17 protein-coding genes are annotated in these 19,886 nt (G+C 57.4%); 9 read left to right on the top strand and 8 right to left on the bottom strand.

Annotated elements, in window-relative coordinates:
* The first annotated feature begins 27 nt into the window (after positions 1-27).
* The 3 genes from fhuC to fhuB are packed head-to-tail and all read left to right on the top strand — an operon-like array spanning position 28 to position 3,694.
* A complete protein-coding gene (gene fhuC, locus INF58_RS01140; RefSeq protein WP_064910115.1) occupies positions 28-825 on the top strand; it encodes a Fe3+-hydroxamate ABC transporter ATP-binding protein FhuC in 798 nt (265 codons plus the stop codon).
* Positions 825-1,715 (top strand): Fe(3+)-hydroxamate ABC transporter substrate-binding protein FhuD, encoded by an 891-nt coding sequence (fhuD, locus tag INF58_RS01135; RefSeq protein WP_193526819.1) that lies wholly within the window; start codon positions 825-827, stop codon positions 1,713-1,715. The genes fhuC and fhuD overlap by 1 nt, the downstream gene beginning before the upstream one ends.
* Positions 1,712-3,694, top strand: coding sequence for a Fe(3+)-hydroxamate ABC transporter permease FhuB (gene fhuB / locus INF58_RS01130; RefSeq protein WP_063867490.1), 1,983 nt, complete (start codon positions 1,712-1,714; stop codon positions 3,692-3,694). The genes fhuD and fhuB overlap by 4 nt, the downstream gene beginning before the upstream one ends.
* A 96-nt stretch (positions 3,695-3,790) precedes the next feature.
* On the opposite strand, the gene hemL is transcribed toward fhuB, so the two are convergent.
* Complete coding sequence (gene hemL, locus INF58_RS01125) at positions 3,791-5,071, bottom strand: glutamate-1-semialdehyde 2,1-aminomutase (protein ID WP_063450605.1); 1,281 nt, start codon at positions 5,069-5,071, stop codon at positions 3,791-3,793.
* Between the two features lie 177 nt (positions 5,072-5,248).
* Here hemL and clcA point away from each other — a divergent pair, with 177 nt between their 5' ends.
* Positions 5,249-6,649: a H(+)/Cl(-) exchange transporter ClcA gene (clcA, locus tag INF58_RS01120; RefSeq protein WP_063450604.1), complete on the top strand. Its 1,401-nt coding sequence runs from the start codon at positions 5,249-5,251 to the stop codon at positions 6,647-6,649.
* A gap of 85 nt (positions 6,650-6,734) precedes the next feature.
* Positions 6,735-7,079 carry an iron-sulfur cluster insertion protein ErpA gene (gene erpA, locus INF58_RS01115; protein WP_003856230.1) on the top strand — a complete coding sequence of 115 codons (345 nt, stop codon included), beginning with the start codon at positions 6,735-6,737 and terminating at the stop codon, positions 7,077-7,079.
* Positions 7,080-7,137: 58 nt separating this feature from the next.
* On the opposite strand, the gene INF58_RS01110 is transcribed toward erpA, so the two are convergent.
* From INF58_RS01110 to mtnN, 3 genes are read right to left on the bottom strand one after another with little or no spacing between them, the layout of a single operon-like run.
* Positions 7,138-7,761, bottom strand: coding sequence for a TRIC cation channel family protein (locus INF58_RS01110; RefSeq protein WP_063450603.1), 624 nt, complete (start codon positions 7,759-7,761; stop codon positions 7,138-7,140).
* Positions 7,762-7,784: 23 nt separating this feature from the next.
* Positions 7,785-8,594, bottom strand: a complete 810-nt coding sequence (gene btuF, locus INF58_RS01105; RefSeq protein ID WP_112791950.1) for a vitamin B12 ABC transporter substrate-binding protein BtuF — start codon at positions 8,592-8,594, stop codon at positions 7,785-7,787.
* The gene (gene mtnN, locus INF58_RS01100; protein ID WP_063867494.1) at positions 8,587-9,285 is read right to left on the bottom strand and encodes a 5'-methylthioadenosine/S-adenosylhomocysteine nucleosidase; all 699 of its coding nucleotides are present in this window, start codon (positions 9,283-9,285) and stop codon (positions 8,587-8,589) included. The genes btuF and mtnN overlap by 8 nt, the downstream gene beginning before the upstream one ends.
* An 82-nt stretch (positions 9,286-9,367) precedes the next feature.
* On the opposite strand from mtnN, the gene dgt reads away from it, so the two are divergent.
* From dgt to INF58_RS01085, 3 genes are all read left to right on the top strand, one after another.
* A complete protein-coding gene (dgt, locus tag INF58_RS01095) occupies positions 9,368-10,882 on the top strand; it encodes a dGTPase (protein ID WP_193526818.1) in 1,515 nt (504 codons plus the stop codon).
* A gap of 132 nt (positions 10,883-11,014) precedes the next feature.
* On the top strand, positions 11,015-12,451 hold the full coding sequence (gene degP / locus INF58_RS01090; protein ID WP_063867496.1) for a serine endoprotease DegP: 1,437 nt from the start codon (positions 11,015-11,017) through the stop codon (positions 12,449-12,451).
* 146 nt (positions 12,452-12,597) lie between these two features.
* Positions 12,598-13,755, top strand: coding sequence for a CdaR family transcriptional regulator (locus tag INF58_RS01085; protein WP_003856217.1), 1,158 nt, complete (start codon positions 12,598-12,600; stop codon positions 13,753-13,755).
* An 89-nt stretch (positions 13,756-13,844) separates the two neighbouring features.
* On the opposite strand, the gene INF58_RS01080 is transcribed toward INF58_RS01085, so the two are convergent.
* The 4 genes from INF58_RS01080 to map form a co-directional block, all read right to left on the bottom strand.
* Complete coding sequence (locus INF58_RS01080) at positions 13,845-14,234, bottom strand: DUF3461 family protein (protein ID WP_063867497.1); 390 nt, start codon at positions 14,232-14,234, stop codon at positions 13,845-13,847.
* Positions 14,235-14,345: 111 nt separating this feature from the next.
* The gene (dapD, locus tag INF58_RS01075) at positions 14,346-15,170 is read right to left on the bottom strand and encodes a 2,3,4,5-tetrahydropyridine-2,6-dicarboxylate N-succinyltransferase (protein ID WP_003856214.1); all 825 of its coding nucleotides are present in this window, start codon (positions 15,168-15,170) and stop codon (positions 14,346-14,348) included.
* 32 nt (positions 15,171-15,202) lie between these two features.
* A complete protein-coding gene (gene glnD, locus INF58_RS01070; RefSeq protein WP_063450597.1) occupies positions 15,203-17,878 on the bottom strand; it encodes a bifunctional uridylyltransferase/uridylyl-removing protein GlnD in 2,676 nt (891 codons plus the stop codon).
* A gap of 62 nt (positions 17,879-17,940) precedes the next feature.
* Positions 17,941-18,735 (bottom strand): type I methionyl aminopeptidase, encoded by a 795-nt coding sequence (gene map, locus INF58_RS01065; protein WP_193526817.1) that lies wholly within the window; start codon positions 18,733-18,735, stop codon positions 17,941-17,943.
* A gap of 321 nt (positions 18,736-19,056) precedes the next feature.
* On the opposite strand from map, the gene rpsB reads away from it, so the two are divergent.
* Complete coding sequence (rpsB, locus tag INF58_RS01060) at positions 19,057-19,782, top strand: 30S ribosomal protein S2 (RefSeq protein ID WP_003856207.1); 726 nt, start codon at positions 19,057-19,059, stop codon at positions 19,780-19,782.
* The last annotated feature ends 104 nt before the right edge of the window (positions 19,783-19,886 follow it).

The following is a 19,886-nucleotide window of genomic DNA, read 5'->3' as shown; positions in this document are numbered from 1 at the left end:
GTGCCCTTTTTATTTAAGTTGGCTGACATGCAGGATAATAAAACGCAATCCGACTCCACCTTCACGCTCAACAATCTCTCCTTTCGCGTACCCGGGCGTACCTTGTTGCATCCGCTCTCTTTGACCTTTCCCGCAGGTAAAGTTACCGGCTTAATCGGCCACAATGGTTCTGGTAAATCGACCCTGCTCAAGATGTTGGGCCGCCATCAGCCGCCGTCCGAGGGCGACATTCTGCTGGATGACCATCCGCTGGCAAGCTGGAGCAGTAAGGCCTTTGCCCGCAAGGTGGCCTATCTGCCGCAGCAGCTGCCGCAGGCGGAAGGAATGACGGTGCGCGAGCTGGTGGCGATTGGACGTTATCCGTGGCACGGTGCGCTCGGGCGTTTTGGCGTCGCTGACAGAGAGAAAGTGGAAGAGGCGATTGCGCTGGTTGGGCTCAAACCGCTGGCGCACCGTCTGGTGGATAGCCTGTCCGGCGGCGAGCGTCAGCGCGCGTGGATTGCAATGCTGGTGGCGCAGGACAGCCGCTGCCTGCTGCTCGACGAACCTACCTCGGCGCTGGATATTGCCCATCAGGTTGACGTGCTGGCGCTGGTGCATCGCTTAAGCCAGCAGCGCGGCCTGACGGTGATTGCCGTTCTGCATGACATCAATATGGCGGCGCGCTATTGCGACTATCTGGTGGCGCTGCGCGGCGGTGAAATGATCGCTCAGGGCACGCCTGACGAGCTGATGCGCAGCGAAACGCTGGAGCATATCTACGGTATTCCAATGGGGATCCTGCCTCACCCTGCCGGGGCCGCTCCCGTGAGCTTTGTTTACTGATGCTGCATTCAACATACATTAGCCGCCGTCGCCTGCTGACGGCCATGGCGCTCTCGCCGCTGCTGTTGAAGATGGCCCCGGCCCGCGCCGCCGCTATCGATCCGCACCGCATCGTGGCGCTGGAGTGGTTACCCGTCGAGCTGATGATGGCCCTGGGTATCACACCCTACGGCGTGGCCGACATTCCCAACTACACCCTGTGGGTGAATGAGCCAAAACTGCCGGACTCCGTCATTGATATCGGTCTGCGCACAGAGCCAAACCTTGAGCTTCTCACGCAGATGAAACCGTCTTATTTGTTCTGGTCTGCGGGGTATGGCCCGTCGGAAGAGATCATGGCGAAGATTGCGCCGGGACGAGGCTTTTCCTTTAGCGACGGTAAAAAGCCGCTGACCATGGCAAAAAAGTCTATCCACGAGATGGCCCAGTTCCTCAACCGGGAAGCGGAAGCAAAACAGCATCTCGATGAGTTTGATGCGCTGATTGAGTCCCTTAAGCCGCGCTTTGCCCGCCGAGGCGACCGGCCTCTGCTGATGGTGACGCTGCTGGACGCCCGCCATATGCTGGTCTTTGGCAAAAACTGCCTGTTCCAGGAAGTGCTCGACAGCTTCGGCATTCGCAACGCCTGGGAAGGCGAGATGACGTTCTGGGGAAGCACCGCCGTGGGCATCGACCGCCTGGCGGCGTTTCGCGACGTCGACGTGCTGTGCTTTGACCACGGCAACGAGCGTGAAATGCAAACCCTGATGGCAACCCCGCTCTGGCAGGCGATGCCGTTCGTTCGCGAGCAGCGCTTCCTGCGCGCTCCTGCGGTATGGTTTTACGGCGCGACGCTGTCGGCAATGCACTTTGCCCGCGTGCTGGACAACGTGATGGGGGGCAGAGCATGAGTACGCGTATTGCCCGTTTCCCGGCGCTGCTGCTGGGGCTGATTTTTCTGGCGGCGCTGGCGCTAACCGGGTTCAACCTCTCCACGGCACTGCCGCGCGAGCAGTGGGCGGCCGCGTTTGCCGCTCCGGATATCGACAATATTCAGCAGATGCTCTTCCACTACAGCCTGCTGCCGCGTCTTAGCATCTCCTTGCTGGTCGGCGCGGGGCTGGGACTGGTGGGCGTGCTGTTCCAGCAGGTGCTGCGTAACCCGCTGGCGGAGCCCACCACGCTGGGCGTGGCGACGGGTGCACAGCTGGGGATCACCATCACCACCCTCTGGACCCTGCCGGGGGCGTTAACCTCGCAGTTTGCCGCGCTGGCAGGCGCCTGCGTCGTGGGCGCGCTGGTCTTTGGCGTGGCCTGGGGAAAACGTCTCTCGCCGGTCACGCTGATCCTCGCCGGGCTGGTCGTCAGCCTCTACTGTGGTGCAATCAACCAGCTTCTGGTGCTGTTTCACCACGACCAGCTGCAAAGCATGTTTATGTGGAGCACCGGTACGCTCACCCAGACCGACTGGAGTATCGTCCAGCGCCTGTGGCCGCAGCTGTTTGGCGGCGTGGTGCTCACGCTGCTGCTGCTGCGCCCGCTCACGCTGATGGGGCTGGATGACGGCGTGGCGCGCAACCTGGGGCTGGCGCTGTCGCTGGCCCGCCTGGCTGCCCTGACGCTGGCGATTGTGCTGAGCGCGCTGTTGGTTAACGCCGTCGGCATCATCGGGTTTATCGGCCTGTTTGCGCCGCTGCTGGCGAAAATGCTTGGCGCGCGCCGTCTTCTGGCGCGCCTGATGCTGGCGCCGCTGATTGGCGCGCTGATCCTCTGGCTTTCCGATCAGCTCATTCTCTGGCTGGCGCGCGTCTGGATGGAGGTCTCCACGGGGTCGGTGACGGCCCTTATCGGCGCGCCGCTACTGCTCTGGCTGCTGCCGCGCCTGCGCAGCATTAGCGCGCCGGCGATGGACGCTGGGGATAAGGTCTCGGCAGAACGTCAGTCGATAGTGTGGTTCAGCCTTGCCGGGCTGGCGGTGCTGGCGATCGCTTCGTTCGCCGCGCTCTCGCTGGGGCGCGACGCTACCGGCTGGCACTGGGCTACCGGTGATTTACTGAATGAACTTATGCAGTGGCGCTGGCCGCGGATCTTCTCCGCACTGATTGCTGGCGTGATGCTGGCGGTGGCGGGCTGTATTATCCAGCGCCTGACCGGGAACCCGATGGCAAGCCCGGAAGTTCTGGGGATCAGCTCCGGTGCCGCGTTTGGGGTGGTGTTGATGCTGTTCCTCGTGCCGGGAAATGCGTTCGGCTGGCTGATGCCTGCCGGCAGTATCGGTGCGGCGGCGACGCTGATGATTATCCTGATCGCCTCCGGGCGGGGCGGATTCTCGCCTCATCGTATGCTGCTGGCCGGGATGGCGCTCAGCACCGCGTTTACCATGCTGCTGATGATGTTGCAGGCGAGCGGCGATCCGCGCATGGCGCAGATCCTGACCTGGATTTCCGGTTCAACGTACAACGCCACCGGCAGCCAGGTGGTGCATACGGGGATCGTGATGGTCGTGCTGCTGGCGATAGTGCCGCTGTGCCGTCGCTGGATGACCATTCTGCCGCTGGGCGGTGACACCGCGCGCGCGGTCGGGCTGGCGCTGACGCCAACGCGTATCGCCCTGCTGCTGCTGGCCGCGTGCCTGACGGCGACGGCCACCATGACTATCGGCCCGCTCAGTTTTGTTGGATTAATGGCGCCTCACATCGCCCGTATGATGGGCTTTCGCCGGACAATGCCGCATATCGTCATGTCTGCGCTGACGGGCGGGGCGATTCTGGTCTTTGCTGACTGGTGCGGAAGGATGGTGCTGTTCCCGTATCAGATCCCGGCGGGCCTGCTGTCGACCTTCATCGGCGCGCCGTACTTTATTTATCTGTTGAGAAAGCAGAGTCGGTAGTCAGGTGCGGCCTGATGCCCTCACCCCGTCCCTACCCCATGGCGAGAGGGAGAACATCGTAGGCCGGGTAAGCGTTAGCGCCACCCGGCAATGCCCTTAAAGCTTCGCAAACGCCTTACGCGCCGCGTCGATGGTGTTATTGATATCTTCTTCGCTGTGCGCCACGGACATAAAGCCCGCTTCAAACGCTGACGGGGCCAGGTATACGCCTTCTTCCAGCATCAGGTGGAAGAAGCGCTTGAAGCGTTCCACGTCGCACTTCACCACGTCCTGATAGCAGGTCACGGTTTTCGCTTCGGTGAAGAAAATCCCGAACATCCCGCCAACGTGGTTCACCACCAGCGGAATACCCGCTTCTTCTGCGGCTTCCAGCAGGCCATTCGCCAGCTGCGTCGTGCGGGCGGTCAGGGTTTCGTGGATGCCCGGCTGGGCGACTTCGGTCAGACAGGCGAAGCCCGCCGCCATCGCAATCGGGTTACCGGAGAGCGTGCCCGCCTGGTAAACCGGACCGGTTGGCGCCAGCGCGTCCATCACGTCCTTACGGCCGCCAAACGCGCCGACAGGCATGCCGCCGCCGATGATTTTGCCGAGGCAGGTCAAATCCGGCTCTACGCCGTAATATGACTGCGCGCCCGCCAGCGCTACGCGGAAGCCGGTCATCACTTCGTCGATGATCAGCAGTGCGCCAAACTCATCGCACAGCGCGCGCAGGCCCGGCAGGAAATCTGGCTGCGGTGGAATGCAGTTCATGTTGCCCGCCACCGGCTCAACGATAATGCAGGCGATCTCCTGCGGATACTGCTCGAACGCCGCACGAACGGTGTTCAGATCGTTATAGGTGCAGGTCAGCGTGTGCTTCGCGAAATCAGCCGGTACGCCCGGGGAGTTCGGCTGGCCGAGGGTCAGCGCGCCTGAACCGGCTTTCACCAGCAGGCAGTCGGCGTGGCCGTGATAACAGCCTTCGAACTTGATGATTTTGTCACGGCCGGTAAAACCGCGCGCCAGGCGGATAGCGCTCATGGTGGCTTCGGTCCCGGAGTTCACCATACGTACCATGTCCATCGTTGGCACCAGTTCGGTGACCAGCTCCGCCATTTTAACTTCCATCTCGGTTGGCGCGCCGAAGCTCAGGCCGCGCTGAGCGGCTTCAATCACCGCGTTGCGGATAGCCGGGTGGTTATGCCCCAGCACCATCGGGCCCCAGGAGCCGACGTAATCGACATAGGCTTTGCCATCCACATCATACAGATACGCGCCGTCCGCACGTTCGATAAACAGCGGGGTGCCGCCCACGCCGGTAAAGGCGCGCACCGGAGAGTTCACGCCGCCCGGGATTAACTCGCGGGCTGCACTGTAGAGGTTTTCAGACTTGCTCATGGCGTCGTTCCTGGTTCGTAGAAATAAGTTAAGAGGACTATTCTAAGTGATCCAGAAGAGGTTATAAAATTTTTGCCCCTCAACGGGCTTAACAATTGTTAAGTATTTTTCAGGGGACGAGGGGATTGTCTCTGGTAGAATCCTTGCGGCCTTTTGTATGACGAAACAGAACAGGTAATGAACGAGAACACGCCTTCTTTTGAACAACAACAATTTACGCGCGCGAAGCACCGGGTCAGCATCCGGCGGCTGCTCAACCGTGACAAAACCCCGTTAGCCATACTGCTGGCAGCCGCCGTGGTGGGTACGCTGGCCGGGCTGGTGGGCGTCGCGTTTGAAAAGGCCGTCAACGCGGTGCTCAACTGGCGCATCGGTACCGTTGCCAGCTTTGCGGATCGGGAATGGCTGGTCTGGGTGTTGGCATTTGGCCTTTCGGCGCTGTTCGCCATGGTGGGGTATTTCCTGGTGCGTAAATTTGCGCCCGAAGCCGGCGGCTCGGGGATCCCCGAAATTGAAGGGGCGCTGGAAGAGCTGCGTCCGGTTCGCTGGTGGCGCGTGCTTCCTGTGAAATTTATCGGCGGGATGGGGACGCTCGGGGCGGGCATGGTGCTGGGTCGCGAAGGGCCAACGGTACAGCTGGGCGGCAACGTCGGGCGTATGGTCGGCGACCTGTTCCGCATGCGCAGCGCTGAAGCGCGCCATACGCTGCTGGCGACGGGGGCGGCGGCGGGGCTGTCTGCCGCGTTTAACGCACCGCTGGCGGGTATCCTGTTCATCATCGAAGAGATGCGCGCCCAGTTCCGTTACAACCTGATCTCCATTAAAGCGGTGTTTACCGGCGTGATTATGTCGAGCATTGTCTTTCGCCTCTTTAACGGCGAAGGGGCGGTGATTGAGGTTGGCAAGCTGACCAATGCCCCGGTCAATACCCTGTGGCTGTATCTGGTTCTTGGAATGATTTTTGGCATCGTCGGCCCGCTTTTCAATACCCTGATTTTACGTGCGCAGGATATGTTTCAGCGCATCCATGGCGGAAATACCACGAAATGGGTGCTGGTGGGAGGCCTGCTTGGCGGCGTGTGCGGGATCCTCGGCTTTATCGAACCGAACGCGGCGGGCGGCGGTTTCGGGCTGATTCCCATTGCCGCGGCGGGGAATTTCAGCGTGGGGCTGCTGCTGTTTATGTTTATCTCGCGGGTGATCACGACTGTGCTGTGCTTCTCCTCCGGCGCGCCGGGCGGCATTTTTGCCCCGATGCTGGCGCTGGGAACGCTGCTGGGCACGGCGTTTGGCATGGCGGCAGCGGTTGGCTTCCCGGCCTATCATCTGGATGCGGGGACGTTTGCGGTGGCGGGAATGGGGGCGCTGCTGGCGGCCTCCCTGCGCGCGCCGCTGACCGGGATCGTGCTGGTGCTGGAGATGACCGACAATTACCAGCTCATTTTGCCAATGATCATTACCTGCCTTGGCGCGACACTATTAGCCCAATTCCTGGGTGGAAAACCGCTATACTCCACCATTCTTGCCCGTACCCTGGCAAAACAGGAGGCTGAACAGGCCCTGAAGCAGAATACTTGAATGAATTACCAGGGTATTAGATAATGACAAAAAGAATTGGGTGATTTTTACCCAATAGCAGTCGCAGTATTCATGGGAGCATAAGATGAGTGATGACGTAGCGTTGCCGCTGGAATTTACCGAAGCCGCAGCGAAAAAAGTGAAAACCCTGATTGCCGACGAGGACAATCCGGACCTTAAACTGCGTGTTTATATTACCGGCGGCGGCTGTAGTGGCTTCCAGTATGGTTTTACCTTTGACGACCAGGTCAACGATGGTGATATGACTATCGAGAAACAGGGCGTCGCGCTGGTGGTTGACCCGATGAGCCTGCAATATCTTGTGGGCGGTTCAGTGGACTACACTGAAGGTCTGGAAGGTTCGCGCTTTGTGGTGACGAACCCGAACGCGACCAGCACCTGCGGGTGTGGTTCATCGTTCAGCATTTAAGCCTGAATGCGGATTGTAGGCCCGGTAAGCGCAGCGCCACCGGGCTTATCAACAACCCCTACCTTGAATTTTCATCCAGCGCAAACGTCGGCAGCTTCAGGTGCCAGCGTATCGCCGCTAAACGGATCGCCAGCGTGACCACCATCCCCAGCATCGCCGCGTTTTCCAGCGGGACAGCGAAGGTGTAATACGCCGTGGCGTGAACAATTCCCCCAATGATACAGGCCGTCGCGTAGATCTCCGTTCGCAGGATCATCGGGACTTCTCGCGCCAGAATGTCGCGAATAATCCCCCCGCCCACGCCGGTCAGTACGCCCATGCAGATTGCCACCAGCGGCCCTGTCCCGGCAATAAAGGCTTTGTTGACGCCTATGCCCACAAAGACGGCCAGGCCGACGGCGTCCAGCACCGGCAGCACCCATTTGGGGAGCCTGCGCGGCTGACGCACCAGCACGATGGTCAGCAGGCAGGTGACCATTGCTACTACCAGATCCGTCGGATCTTTTACCCAGAATACCGGGCCGTTTGCCAGCGCCATATCGCGGATCGTTCCGCCGCCTACCGCCGTAACGACGCCGAGCACCAGTACGCCAAAGGGATCCATGCGCAGTTTTCCGGCAAGCAGAACGCCGGAGATAGCAAAAACGGCTGTGCCAAGAATATCCAGCCAATACACGAGCATCGTTAAATCCTCGAATAGGGTATTTATCTGTTTGAGTGACGCTCTGCCAGTTCGGCGCAGAGTTGTTTTGCGGCGAGGATAATACGCGGGCTGGCGCGTTCAAACCAGTCGCTGTTGAGGGCGATCACCGGAATTTTAAGCTGGTGATGCCAGAATTGTTTAATTTTGGGAATGTCGCTCGCATTTCCGACCACCACGATAGCCTGTGGCTGCCGCGCCAAAACCTGCTCACGGCTGACCTGCGGCCACGGCACCCGGCTTTCGGCAAAGATATTTTCACCTCCACAGGTCTCAAGCACCTGATTCTGGATCGAACCTTTTCCGGTAGTGAACAGCGGCTGGCTGCCAAATTGCAGAAAAACGCGTTGTTTCGGCTGCGTGCCGTACCGGGCTTTTAGCGCGGCAAAATCGTTGAGCATCTGCTGTGCTGCCTGCCCGGCGCGTTGTGGGGTCGGGCTGAAGGGCGCGAGGTCACGCAGGGCTTGCGCCACCTGTTCGATGCTCACCGCATCCACCCATTTCACGGTTATTCCCAGCGATGAGAGCTGGTTCACCTGTCGTTCGGCATTACCGCCGCGCCAGGCAAGGACGAGATCGGGCTTGAGCGCCACAATGCGTTCCAGGTTCATTCCCTGCCAGGTGGCAACCTGTTCGATATGGGCGGCCTGCGGCGGGTAATCGGAAAAGCTGCTCACCGCAACGGGCGTGATCCCCGCGGCAAACGCCAGTTCCGTATTGGCAGGGGAGAGGGTAATCACCCGCGGCGCGGCGGTGAGCCAGGCCGGGGCGAGCAGAAGCAGGGCGACCAGCGCCCTGAAGGACACCTTACCCACGCGCCAGTTTCTGCACCAGGGTTTCCACCATCACGGTGGACTGTTTTGCCGCAACGGCCAGGAATTCGTCGAAGCTGATGTGGGACTGCTGGTCCGCCACGTCAGAGATCGCGCGAACGACCACGAACGGCACGCTGAAGTTATGGCACACGTGCGCGATGGCCGTGGCTTCCATTTCAACGGCGACAGCCTGCGGGAAGTTATGACGGATTTTCGCCAGACCGACAGAGCCGTTGATAAAGGCATCGCCGCTGACGATCAGGCCACGTACCGCGTTGAGGTTCAGCTCGTTGATGCAGCTTTCAGCGGCGGTAATCAGCTTATCATCCGCCTTAAACCCGGCCGGGCAGCCCGGAAGCTGGCCATATTCGTAGCCAAATGCGGTGACGTCTGCATCGTGGTAACGCGCTTCGTCGGAAACCACGATATCACCCACTTTCAGCGTTGGCGCCAGACCGCCCGCAGAGCCTGTGTTAATGATAACGTCAGGCTTGCAGCGCTCAAGCAGCAGGGTCGCGCCCAGGGCCGCTGCAACTTTACCGATGCCTGATTTCAGCAGAGCCACGTCAACGCCGTTCAGCTGGCCGGTGTAGATCTCACAGCCACCGAGGGAGAGGGTCTGACGGTTCTCAATTTTGTCACGCAGCAGCGTAACTTCTTCTTCCATTGCACCAATAATGCCGATTTTCATAGATTTACTCGCGATGTGCCTTGTTAAGATGCATAGTCTATCATGCGGTTAAGGGGAAACGCATTCTCACGCGGGGGAGCACATGGCACCAATCGATTTTCGCACCAAAATTAACTGGCACCGACGTTTCCGTTCGCCGCAGGGCGATAAGAGCGAACATGAGATCCTGCGTATTTTCGAAAGCGATCGCGGACGCATCATCAACTCGCCTGCTATCCGCCGGTTACAGCAAAAAACCCAGGTCTTCCCGCTGGAGCGTAACGCCGCGGTGCGTACGCGGTTAACGCACTCCATGGAAGTGCAGCAGGTGGGACGCTACATTGCAAAAGAGATCCTCAGCCGTCTCAAAGAGCAACGTCTGCTGGAAACCTACGGGCTGGATGAACTGACCGGGCCGTTCGAAAGCATCGTTGAGATGGCCTGCCTGATGCACGATATCGGCAATCCGCCCTTTGGTCATTTCGGCGAGGCCGCTATAAATGACTGGTTTAAACAGCGGCTTTTTCCCTCTGACGCCATAAGCCAGCCGCTTAGCGATGACCGCTGCGTGGTCCGCGATTTATGCCTGCGCGAGGGCGAAGAGAGCCTGAACGACCTGCGCCGCAAGGTGCGTCAGGATCTGTGTCATTTTGAAGGTAACGCGCAGGGTATTCGCCTTGTGCACTCCCTGATGCGCATGAATCTGACCTGGGCGCAGGTGGGCTGCATTCTTAAATACACGCGTCCCGCGTGGTGGATGGGGGAAACGCCCGCCACCCATAGCTACCTGATGAAAAAACCGGGCTATTACCTGTCGGAAGAAGCGTACGTTGAACGGCTGCGTAAAGAACTTTCGCTGACGCCGAATGGCCGTTTTCCATTGACGTGGATTATGGAAGCCGCCGACGATATTTCCTATTGCGTGGCCGACCTGGAAGATGCGGTTGAAAAAAGAATATTCAGCGTCGAAGAGCTGTATCAGCATCTTCATGATGCCTGGGGGGAGCATGAAAAAGGTTCTCTGTTTGCGCAGGTCGTCGAAAATGCGTGGGAGAAATCGCGTTCAAATACCCTGAGCCGCAGCACCGAAGATCAGTTCTTTATGTATTTGCGGGTCAATACGCTGAATAAACTGGTGCCGTATGCGGCCGCCCGTTTTATTGATAATTTGCCGATGATATTTAGCGGGGAATTTAATCACGCTCTGCTGGAAGATGAGAGCAGTTTTAGTCAGCTTCTTGAATTATATAAAAACGTGGCGGTTCGCCATGTTTTCAGCCACCCGGATGTCGAACAGCTCGAGCTGCAAGGATACCGGGTTATCAGTGGGTTGCTGGAGATCTATGGCCCACTGCTCCAGCTGACGGTCGATGAGTTCAGCGAACTGGTAGAAAACGAGCGTGTTCGCCGTTTTCCAATTGAATCTCGCCTCTATCAGAAGCTTTCAACCCGTCACAGGCTGGCATACATTGAAGCCGTCAGTAAAATAGATCGCCATTCTTCACAATGGCCGGTTATGGAATATTATTATCGCTGCCGGCTTATCCAGGACTATATCAGCGGGATGACCGATTTGTATGCCTGGGATGAATACCGCAAGCTGATGGCCGTTGAATAAGCCATGAGTTTTGTAAAGACGACCAATAAATTTTTACTTTTTCCATAAACTTAATCCCGGAACTAAGCGGTATAAAACGAATCTGAGTTACACAGCAATTTTGCGTTATCTGGTAAATCGAGATTGAGAAACATGAAAAAAACCACATTAGCAATGAGTGCACTGGCTCTGAGTTTAGGTTTAGCGCTGTCTCCTCTGGCAGCGACGGCAGCCGAGACAGCTTCCTCGGCAGCGACTGCGCAGCAGATGCCAAGCCTGGCCCCGATGCTCGAAAAAGTGATGCCATCGGTGGTGAGTATTAACGTTGAGGGCAGCACAACCGTCAATACGCCGCGTATGCCGCGTAATTTCCAGCAGTTCTTCGGCGACAATTCGCCATTCTGCCAGGACGGTTCGCCATTCCAGAGCTCCCCGTTCTGTCAGGGCGGCGGTGCAGGGGATGACGGCATGGGCGGCGGCCAGCAGCAGAAATTCATGGCACTTGGCTCGGGCGTGATCATTGATGCAGCCAAAGGCTACGTGGTGACCAATAACCACGTGGTAGATAATGCGAACGTTATTAAAGTGCAGATGAGCGATGGCCGTAAATTCGATGCCAAAGTGGTCGGTAAAGACCCGCGCTCCGACATTGCGCTGATTCAGATTCAGGATCCGAAGAACCTGACGGCGATTAAGCTTGCCGATTCCGACGCGCTGCGCGTCGGTGACTACACCGTCGCCATCGGTAACCCGTTCGGTCTGGGCGAAACCGTGACCTCGGGTATCGTCTCTGCGCTGGGACGCAGTGGCCTGAACGCAGAAAACTATGAAAACTTCATCCAGACGGATGCGGCCATCAACCGCGGTAACTCCGGCGGTGCGCTGGTGAACCTGAACGGCGAGCTGATCGGTATCAACACCGCTATCCTCGCACCGGACGGTGGCAACATCGGTATCGGCTTCGCTATTCCGAGTAACATGGTGAAAAACCTTACTGCGCAGATGGTCCAGTATGGGCAGGTGAAACGCGGTGAGCTGGGTATCATGGGTACCGAACTGAACTCAGAACTGGCGAAGGCGATGAAGGTGGATGCTCAGCGCGGCGCGTTCGTAAGCCAGGTCATGCCGAACTCCTCGGCGGCGAAGGCCGGTATCAAAGCGGGTGACGTGATCACCTCTCTGAACGGTAAGCCGATCAGCAGCTTTGCCGCCCTGCGTGCGGAAGTCGGTTCTATGCCAATCGGCAGTAAAGTGACCCTCGGCCTGCTGCGTGAAGGTAAGCCGGTCAACGTGAGCCTGGAACTTCAGCAGAGCAGCCAGAATCAGGTGGATTCCAGCACCATCTTCAGCGGTATTGAAGGTGCCGAGATGAGCAACAAAGGGGCAGATAAAGGCGTGGTGGTGAACAACGTGAAAGCGAACTCTCCTGCTGCCCGTATCGGCCTGAAAAAAGGTGATGTGATCATGGGCGCTAACCAGCAGCCGGTGAAAAACATTGCTGAACTGCGCAAAATCCTCGACAGCAAGCCTTCCGTGCTGGCGCTGAATATTCAGCGGGGTGATACCTCTATTTATCTCCTGATGCAGTAATCTTCTTAAGCCCCTGTTCGCAGGGGCTGTCTCGTTTCTGTGACCTTTCCCACAACTCCATACATCTCTCTCTGCCTTTGGGCATCTGCACAATGCAGCCTTAGCTGAACTTCCCTATGCTTGAGCTCTGCTCACGGGAGGGTTATATGGCTGGCTGGCATCTGGATACCAAAATGGCGCAGGATATCGTGGCGCGAACCATGCGCATCATCGATACCAATATCAACGTAATGGATGCCCGCGGGCGCATTATCGGCAGCGGCGATCGTGAGCGTATTGGTGAATTGCACGAAGGGGCGTTGCTGGTGCTCTCTCAGGGGCGCGTGGTCGACATTGACGACGCCGTGGCGAAACATCTGCACGGGGTCCGTCAGGGGATCAACCTGCCGCTGCGTCTGGAAGGGGAAATTGTTGGCGTTATCGGGCTGACCGGCGATCCTGAATCGCTGCGTAAATACGGCGAGCTGGTCTGCATGACGGCGGAGATGATGCTGGAGCAGTCGCGCCTGATGCACCTGCTTGCCCAGGACAGCCGCCTGCGTGAAGAGTTGGTGATGAATTTGATCCAGGCGGAGGAGCATACGCCTGCCCTGAGCGAGTGGGCGCAGCGTCTGGGCATTGACCTGAATCAGCCCCGCGTGGTTGCCGTCATTGAGGTAGATAGCGGTCAGCTTGGCGTTGACAGCGCCATGGTAGAGCTTCAGCAGCTGCAAAACATGCTGGCGACGCCGGAGCGTAACAACCTGGTGGCGATTGTCTCTTTGACGGAAATGGTGGTGCTTAAGCCTGCGCTTAACCAGTTTGGTCGCTGGGACGCGGAAGATCATCGTCGTCGCGTGGAGCTGCTCATCGAGCGCATGAAGGAGAACGGTCAGCTCCGTTTTCGCGTCGCGCTGGGGAATTATTTTACCGGTCCGGGGAGTATCGCCCGTTCATGGCGAACCGCGCGCACCACCATGATGGTTGGTAAACAGCGCATGCCGGAGAGCCGCAGTTATTTCTATCAGGACTTGATGCTGCCGGTCCTGCTCGACAGCCTGCGCGGTGGCTGGCAGGCCAACGAGCTGGCGCGTCCGCTGGTGCGTCTGAAAGCGATGGACAACAACGGTCTGCTGCGCCGCACGTTGCAGGCGTGGTTCCGGCATAACGTGCAGCCGCTGGCAACGTCAAAAGCGCTGTTTATTCATCGTAATACGCTTGAGTATCGGCTAAACCGCATCTCGGAGCTGACGGGGCTGGATTTAGGGAATTTTGACGACCGGCTGCTGCTGTATGTGGCGTTGCAGCTGGATGAACAGAGATGATGCTGTTTGCCGGGTGGCGGCTTCGCCTTACCCGGCCTACATGCGTTCGTAGGCCCGGTAAGCGAAGCGCCACCGGGCAATAAAACGGCTCATTTGTTACGCGTCAATTTCTCAAGATCTGCTTCAATCTCGCTGATCTTATTGGTGACGACGCTTTCAAGGTGACGAAGATCGTCAAGGATCTTACGTTTCAAATCGATTTCGCTGCGATCGCGCTGGCAGATCTGATCGAGTTCGTCGATCACATAGCGCAGGTTAGGGCTGATTTCCTGTACTTCTTTGTATCCCTGACCGATACCGTCAGCGACAACGGTCTTACGCTGGCGTGGGTATTTAAACTTCACGCTTTTGGCGAAAAACTCTCCTTTGTCCTTGTGAAAATAGATTTTCAAAATATCGTTATTCGCTTCCTGGCGGAGACTATAACGATCAATTTCATCAGGATTGGTAATGCCCAGACTTTTCAGATTATCGTACATAGCGGTACCCTTGATCTCAACATAACCTATGAATAATTAACGAAAAAATCTATTTCCGCCACCTTCAGATATAAAAAAAGCGGGGTTGCCCCCGCTTTTTGTTATACCTGATTAATCGATGGTGCGCAGCAGTTCGTTGATACCCACCTTACCGCGGGTTTTCGCGTCCACTTTTTTCACGATAACCGCGCAGTACAGGCTGTATTTGCCGTCTTTAGACGGCAGGTTGCCGGAGACCACAACGGAACCGGCTGGTACGCGGCCGTAATGGATTTCACCGGTTTCGCGGTCGTAAATACGGGTGCTCTGACCGATGTAGACGCCCATGGAGATCACTGAACCTTCTTCGACGATCACGCCTTCAACCACTTCGGAACGCGCGCCGATGAAGCAGTTGTCTTCGATGATGGTTGGGTTGGCCTGAAGTGGCTCCAGAACGCCACCGATGCCCACGCCGCCGGACAGGTGAACGTTTTTACCGATCTGCGCGCAGGAACCGACGGTGGCCCAGGTGTCTACCATGGTGCCTTCGTCAACGTAGGCGCCGATGTTCACGTAGGATGGCATCAGCACGGTATTGCGTGCGATGAAGGCACCCTGACGAACCGCCGCCGGTGGCACCACGCGGAAGCCCTCTTTCTGGAAGCGCGCTTCGTCGTAGTCCGCAAATTTCATTGGCACTTTGTCAAAGTAGCGGCTTTCTGCTCCGTCGATAACCTGGTTATCGTTGATACGGAAAGAGAGCAGCACAGCTTTCTTCAGCCATTGATGAGTGACCCACTGACCGTCGATTTTTTCTGCCACGCGCAGTGCGCCGGAATCCAGCAGGGAAATAACCTGGTTAACCGCTTCACGGGTCACGGTATCCACATTTGCCGGAGTGATGTCGGCGCGACGCTCAAAAGCGGACTCAATAACGTTCTGTAACTGCTGCATTGTTTACTCTTTCCATTTCACTAAAAAACACGTCACCCTTTATCGTTTGGATTGAGGGCTGCTGTCAACCGTTGTTGCACTTCAAGTTGCAGGTCATTATTAAGGGCACGCCGGTCGGCGGTGGCGATTATAAATAAATCTTCTACTCGCTCGCCAATGGTTGTAATTCGGGCGCCGTGAAGCGAAATTCCCAGATCGGCAAAAACCTGGCCGACGCGGGCGAGCAGCCCTGGCTGGTCGAGCGCGATCAGCTCCAGGAACGATTTACGATCGGTATGGGTCGGCAGGAAATTCACCTCGGTATCGACGGTAAAGTGGCGCAGTTTCGCCGGCTGACGGCGCGGCTGCGGCGGCTGCCAGCTGCGCTGGGTAATCGCCTGTTCCAGACCGAAGCGTATTCCTTCATGACGATCGGCTGAGAGCGGGCTGCCGTCCGGCTCCAGCACAATAAAGGTGTCCATGGCCATGCCGTCGCGGGTGGTAAAAATCTGCGCGTCGTGAACGCTCAGGTTACGCCTGTCCAGCTCTGCACAGACCGCAGCAAACAAATAGGGCCGGTCCGGGCTCCAGATAAAGATCTCCGTCCCGCCGCGCGTGGCCTGCGGGCTGAGCAGGATCATCGGTTTCGTCAGGTCATGCTTCAGCAGATGCCGGGCGTGCCAGGCAAGCTGGTTTGGGCTGTGGCGCACAAAATAGTTGGCGCGACAGCGCGCCCAAATCTGATGCAGCGCCTCTTCGTTGATGTTATCCATGCGCAGCAGGGCCAGCGCCTGCAACTGGTGGTGACGCACGCGCTCGCGCATGTCCGGGGTGTTCTGCATCCCGCGACGCAGCTGTTTTTCGGTGGCGAAGTACAGCTCGCGCAGCAGGCTTTGCTTCCAGCTGTTCCACAGGGTTTCGTTGGTGGCGCAGATATCGGCCACCGTCAGGCAGACCAGATAGCGCAGGCGGTTTTCCGTTTGTACCTCTTCGGCGAACTGCTTGATCACTTCCGGATCCTGAATGTCACGACGCTGAGCGGTAACCGACATCAGCAGATGATGGCGAACCAGCCAGGCCACCAGCTGCGTTTCGCGCGAGTTCAGGCCGTGCAGCTCGGCAAATTTCAGCACGTCCTGGGCGCCGAGCACGGAGTGGTCGCCGCCGCGTCCTTTGGCGATGTCGTGGAACAGGGCGGCAATCAGGATCAGTTCCGGGTGCGCCAGACGTGGCCACAAATCAACGCACAGCGGATGGCGGGAGCGCGTTTCTTCTTTAGCGAAACTTTCCAGCTTCAGCATGACGCGGATCGTGTGCTCATCTACCGTATAGGCGTGAAACAGGTCAAACTGCATCTGCCCGACAATATGCGACCACTGCGGCATATAGGCCCACAGCACGCTGTGGCGGTGCATCGGCAGCAGACCGCGGCTGACGGCGCCCGGATGACGAAGCATGCTCAGGAACAGCGAGCGCGCCTCCGGGATGTAGCACAGCGGTTGCTTCAGATGACGCCGTGCATGGCGCAGGTGGCGCAGGGTGGTGGAGTAGATCCCGGTAATGGTGCTGTTGCGCACCATGGTGTAAAACATTCGCAGGATCGCTTCCGGTTCGCGGATGAACAGCGTTTCGTCGCGCAGATCGATCAGCGTGCCGCGCAGCTGAAACTCGTCATCAATCGGACGCGGTTTTTCATCCGCCGTCAGCGCGAGGATCGCCTCATCGAACAGCTGCAACAGCATCTGGTTGAGTTCAGAGACGCGGCGGGTGACGCGGAAGAAATCCTTCATCATCTGCTCAACCGGCTCGTTGCCTTCGCCCTGGTAGTTCAGACGCTGCGCCACGCTGAGCTGGCGGTCAAACAGCAGGCGGTTATCATAGCGGGTGACTTCCAGATGCAGGGCAAAACGAATGCGCCAGAGCAGGTGCAGACACTCATTGAGTTCGTTACGTTCCGCTTCGGTCAGAAAACCGAAACCGACCATTTCGTCCAGCGAAGTTGCCCCAAAATGACGACGGGCGACCCATTGCAGCGTGTGGATATCGCGCAGGCCACCGGGGCTGCTTTTGATATCCGGCTCAAGATTATAGCTGGTGCCGTGATAGCGCTGGTGGCGCTGGTTTTGTTCTTCGACTTTTGCGGCGAAGAATTTTTCCGAGGGCCAGAAGCCGTCGCTAAATATGTGCTTTTGCAGCTCGAGGAACAGCGCCACGTCGCCAATCAGCAGGCGGGTTTCAATCAGGTTGGTGGCGACGGTCAGGTCAGATAACCCCTCCAGCAGACACTCTTCCAGCGTGCGCACGCTGTGGCCCACCTCCAGCTTTACGTCCCAGAGCAGGGTTAGCAGTTCACCGATTTTTTGCGCCCGATCGTCCGGCAATTTTTTACGGCTTAAGATCAGCAGGTCGATATCAGAGAGCGGATGCAGTTCACCCCGGCCATAACCGCCGACCGCAACCAGCGCGACGTCGCTCACCTGCCCGAAACCGTAGTCGATCCACAGACGTTGCAGGAGCTGGTCGATAAACTCGGTACGCGCTTCAATGAGCTGCTCGGCTGACACGCCTGCGTCAAACGCGCTACCCAGCCAGCGATGGAAAACCGCCATATGGGCTTTGATATGCGCGCAGGTCAGCTCATGCGCCGGCCAGACGCCCGGGTTGTCAGGCTGGTCGGGGAGGGTGGGAAGAGCCGTGTTAGCATACTGTTCGGGTAAAAGATTACTCATCGTGCGCCACCCATAAGAAAAAGCTATCGCCATTAAAAAAGCCGGCATTCGCCGGCTTCTTATCACTCAATGTTCGTCAGTATCGCCGGGATGTTGTCATCCTTGCGCAACGTCATAATTTCGCAGCCGTTGTCTGTTACCACAATAGTATGCTCGTACTGGGCCGACAAGCTTCTGTCCTTGGTTTTTACCGTCCAGCCATCTTTCATGGTGCGGATGCGGTAATCGCCCGCATTGACCATTGGCTCAATGGTGAAGGTCATGCCTTTTTGCAGGACCACGCCGCCGTCGTCAGCATCGTAATGCAGTACCTGCGGCTCTTCGTGGAACACGCGGCCAATGCCGTGACCGCAGTATTCGCGCACCACGGAGAAACCTTCCGCTTCCACGAACTTCTGAATTGCCGCGCCGATAGTGCGCAGGCGGATGCCCGGCTTCACCATCTTCAGCGCCAGGTAGAGGCTGTCCTGGGTGACCTTGCACAGGCGCTCGCCCAGAATGGTTGGCTTGCCAACGATGAACATCTTAGAGGTGTCACCGTGGTAGTCGTCTTTAATGACGGTCACGTCGATGTTGACGATGTCGCCATCTTTCAGCAATTTCTCGTCATCCGGAATGCCGTGGCAAACCACTTCATTGATAGAGATGCAGACGGATTTCGGGAAACCGTGATAGCCCAGGCAGGCGGAGACCGCGTGCTGCTCGTTGACGATATAGTCGTTACAGATGCGATCCAGTTCGCCAGTGCTGACGCCCGGTTTCACAAACGGTTCGATCATTTCCAGCACGTCCGCGGCCAGACGACCGGCGACGCGCATCTTTTCAATTTCTTCAGGTGTCTTAATAGAGATAGCCATGTAATCTGTCCATCGGTGTCGATTTTTTCGACAATACTAGTGTAAGTGTTGTCAATGGTATCAGTCAGGCGCACCCCGTGCCAAATTGAGAATCATTAACAGCACACTCAGCCAACAACTATTGGTTTCCGACCGTGTTTTATGGTATAAAGCGCGCCGGACTTCCGATCCATCTCAGATACACAGGCTGGACGGGAGCGACAAATCTCACTTTGTGTAACAACACACACGTATCGGCACATATTCCGGGGTGCCCTTCGGGGTCGGTAATATGGGATACGTGGAGGCATAACCCCAACTTTTAATATAGAGGTTTTAAACATGGCAACTGTTTCCATGCGCGACATGCTCAAGGCTGGTGTTCACTTCGGTCACCAGACCCGTTACTGGAACCCGAAAATGAAGCCTTTCATCTTCGGCGCGCGTAACAAAGTTCACATCATCAACCTTGAGAAAACTGTACCAATGTTCAACGAAGCCCTGGCTGAGCTGAACAAGATCTCTTCCCGTAAAGGTAAGATTCTGTTCGTTGGTACCAAGCGCGCTGCAAGCGAAGCTGTGAAAGATGCTGCTAACAGCTGCGACCAGTTCTTCGTGAACCATCGCTGGTTGGGCGGCATGCTGACCAACTGGAAAACTGTTCGTCAGTCCATCAAGCGCCTGAAAGATCTGGAAACCCAGTCTCAGGACGGTACTTTCGATAAGCTGACTAAGAAAGAAGCGCTGATGCGCACTCGTGAGCTGGACAAGCTGGAAAACAGCCTGGGCGGTATCAAAGATATGGGCGGCCTGCCAGACGCGCTGTTCGTAATCGATGCAGACCACGAGCACATCGCAATCAAAGAAGCTAACAACCTGGGTATCCCGGTATTCGCTATCGTTGATACCAACTCCGATCCGGACGGTGTTGACTTCGTTATCCCGGGTAACGACGACGCAATCCGTGCTGTTAGCCTGTACCTGAGCGCTGTAGCTGCTACCGTTCGTGAAGGCCGTTCCCAGGATCTGGCTTCTCAGGCGGAAGAAAGCTTCGTAGAAGCTGAATAATAAGGTTTTACCCCTTATTAGTACCGTGTATGAATAGGGGCCCATTATCGGCCCCTTTTTTCAATTTATACTGTTTGGCTCCCGGCCGGGCAGTTCACATCTCC

This window comes from Enterobacter cloacae complex sp. P24RS (assembly GCF_014982165.1).
Taxonomy (GTDB): domain Bacteria; phylum Pseudomonadota; class Gammaproteobacteria; order Enterobacterales; family Enterobacteriaceae; genus Enterobacter; species Enterobacter quasihormaechei.
This window is presented reverse-complemented; position numbering and strand designations above follow the sequence as displayed.

Excerpts from the sequence above, each read along its gene's own strand:
- fhuB (WP_063867490.1), top strand. The coding sequence starts at position 1,712 with ATGAGTACGCGTATTGCCCGTTTCCCGGCGCTGCTGCTGGGGCTGATT.
- clcA (WP_063450604.1), top strand. The coding sequence starts at position 5,249 with ATGAACGAGAACACGCCTTCTTTTGAACAACAACAATTTACGCGCGCG.
- erpA (WP_003856230.1), top strand. The coding sequence starts at position 6,735 with ATGAGTGATGACGTAGCGTTGCCGCTGGAATTTACCGAAGCCGCAGCG.
- fhuC (WP_064910115.1), top strand. The coding sequence starts at position 28 with ATGCAGGATAATAAAACGCAATCCGACTCCACCTTCACGCTCAACAAT.
- map (WP_193526817.1), bottom strand. The coding sequence starts at position 18,735 with ATGGCTATCTCTATTAAGACACCTGAAGAAATTGAAAAGATGCGCGTC.
- fhuD (WP_193526819.1), top strand. The coding sequence starts at position 825 with ATGCTGCATTCAACATACATTAGCCGCCGTCGCCTGCTGACGGCCATG.
- INF58_RS01085 (WP_003856217.1), top strand. The coding sequence starts at position 12,598 with ATGGCTGGCTGGCATCTGGATACCAAAATGGCGCAGGATATCGTGGCG.
- hemL (WP_063450605.1), bottom strand. The coding sequence starts at position 5,071 with ATGAGCAAGTCTGAAAACCTCTACAGTGCAGCCCGCGAGTTAATCCCG.
- degP (WP_063867496.1), top strand. The coding sequence starts at position 11,015 with ATGAAAAAAACCACATTAGCAATGAGTGCACTGGCTCTGAGTTTAGGT.
- INF58_RS01080 (WP_063867497.1), bottom strand. The coding sequence starts at position 14,234 with ATGTACGATAATCTGAAAAGTCTGGGCATTACCAATCCTGATGAAATT.
- dgt (WP_193526818.1), top strand. The coding sequence starts at position 9,368 with ATGGCACCAATCGATTTTCGCACCAAAATTAACTGGCACCGACGTTTC.
- rpsB (WP_003856207.1), top strand. The coding sequence starts at position 19,057 with ATGGCAACTGTTTCCATGCGCGACATGCTCAAGGCTGGTGTTCACTTC.
- mtnN (WP_063867494.1), bottom strand. The coding sequence starts at position 9,285 with ATGAAAATCGGCATTATTGGTGCAATGGAAGAAGAAGTTACGCTGCTG.
- INF58_RS01110 (WP_063450603.1), bottom strand. The coding sequence starts at position 7,761 with ATGCTCGTGTATTGGCTGGATATTCTTGGCACAGCCGTTTTTGCTATC.
- dapD (WP_003856214.1), bottom strand. The coding sequence starts at position 15,170 with ATGCAGCAGTTACAGAACGTTATTGAGTCCGCTTTTGAGCGTCGCGCC.
- glnD (WP_063450597.1), bottom strand. The coding sequence starts at position 17,878 with ATGAGTAATCTTTTACCCGAACAGTATGCTAACACGGCTCTTCCCACC.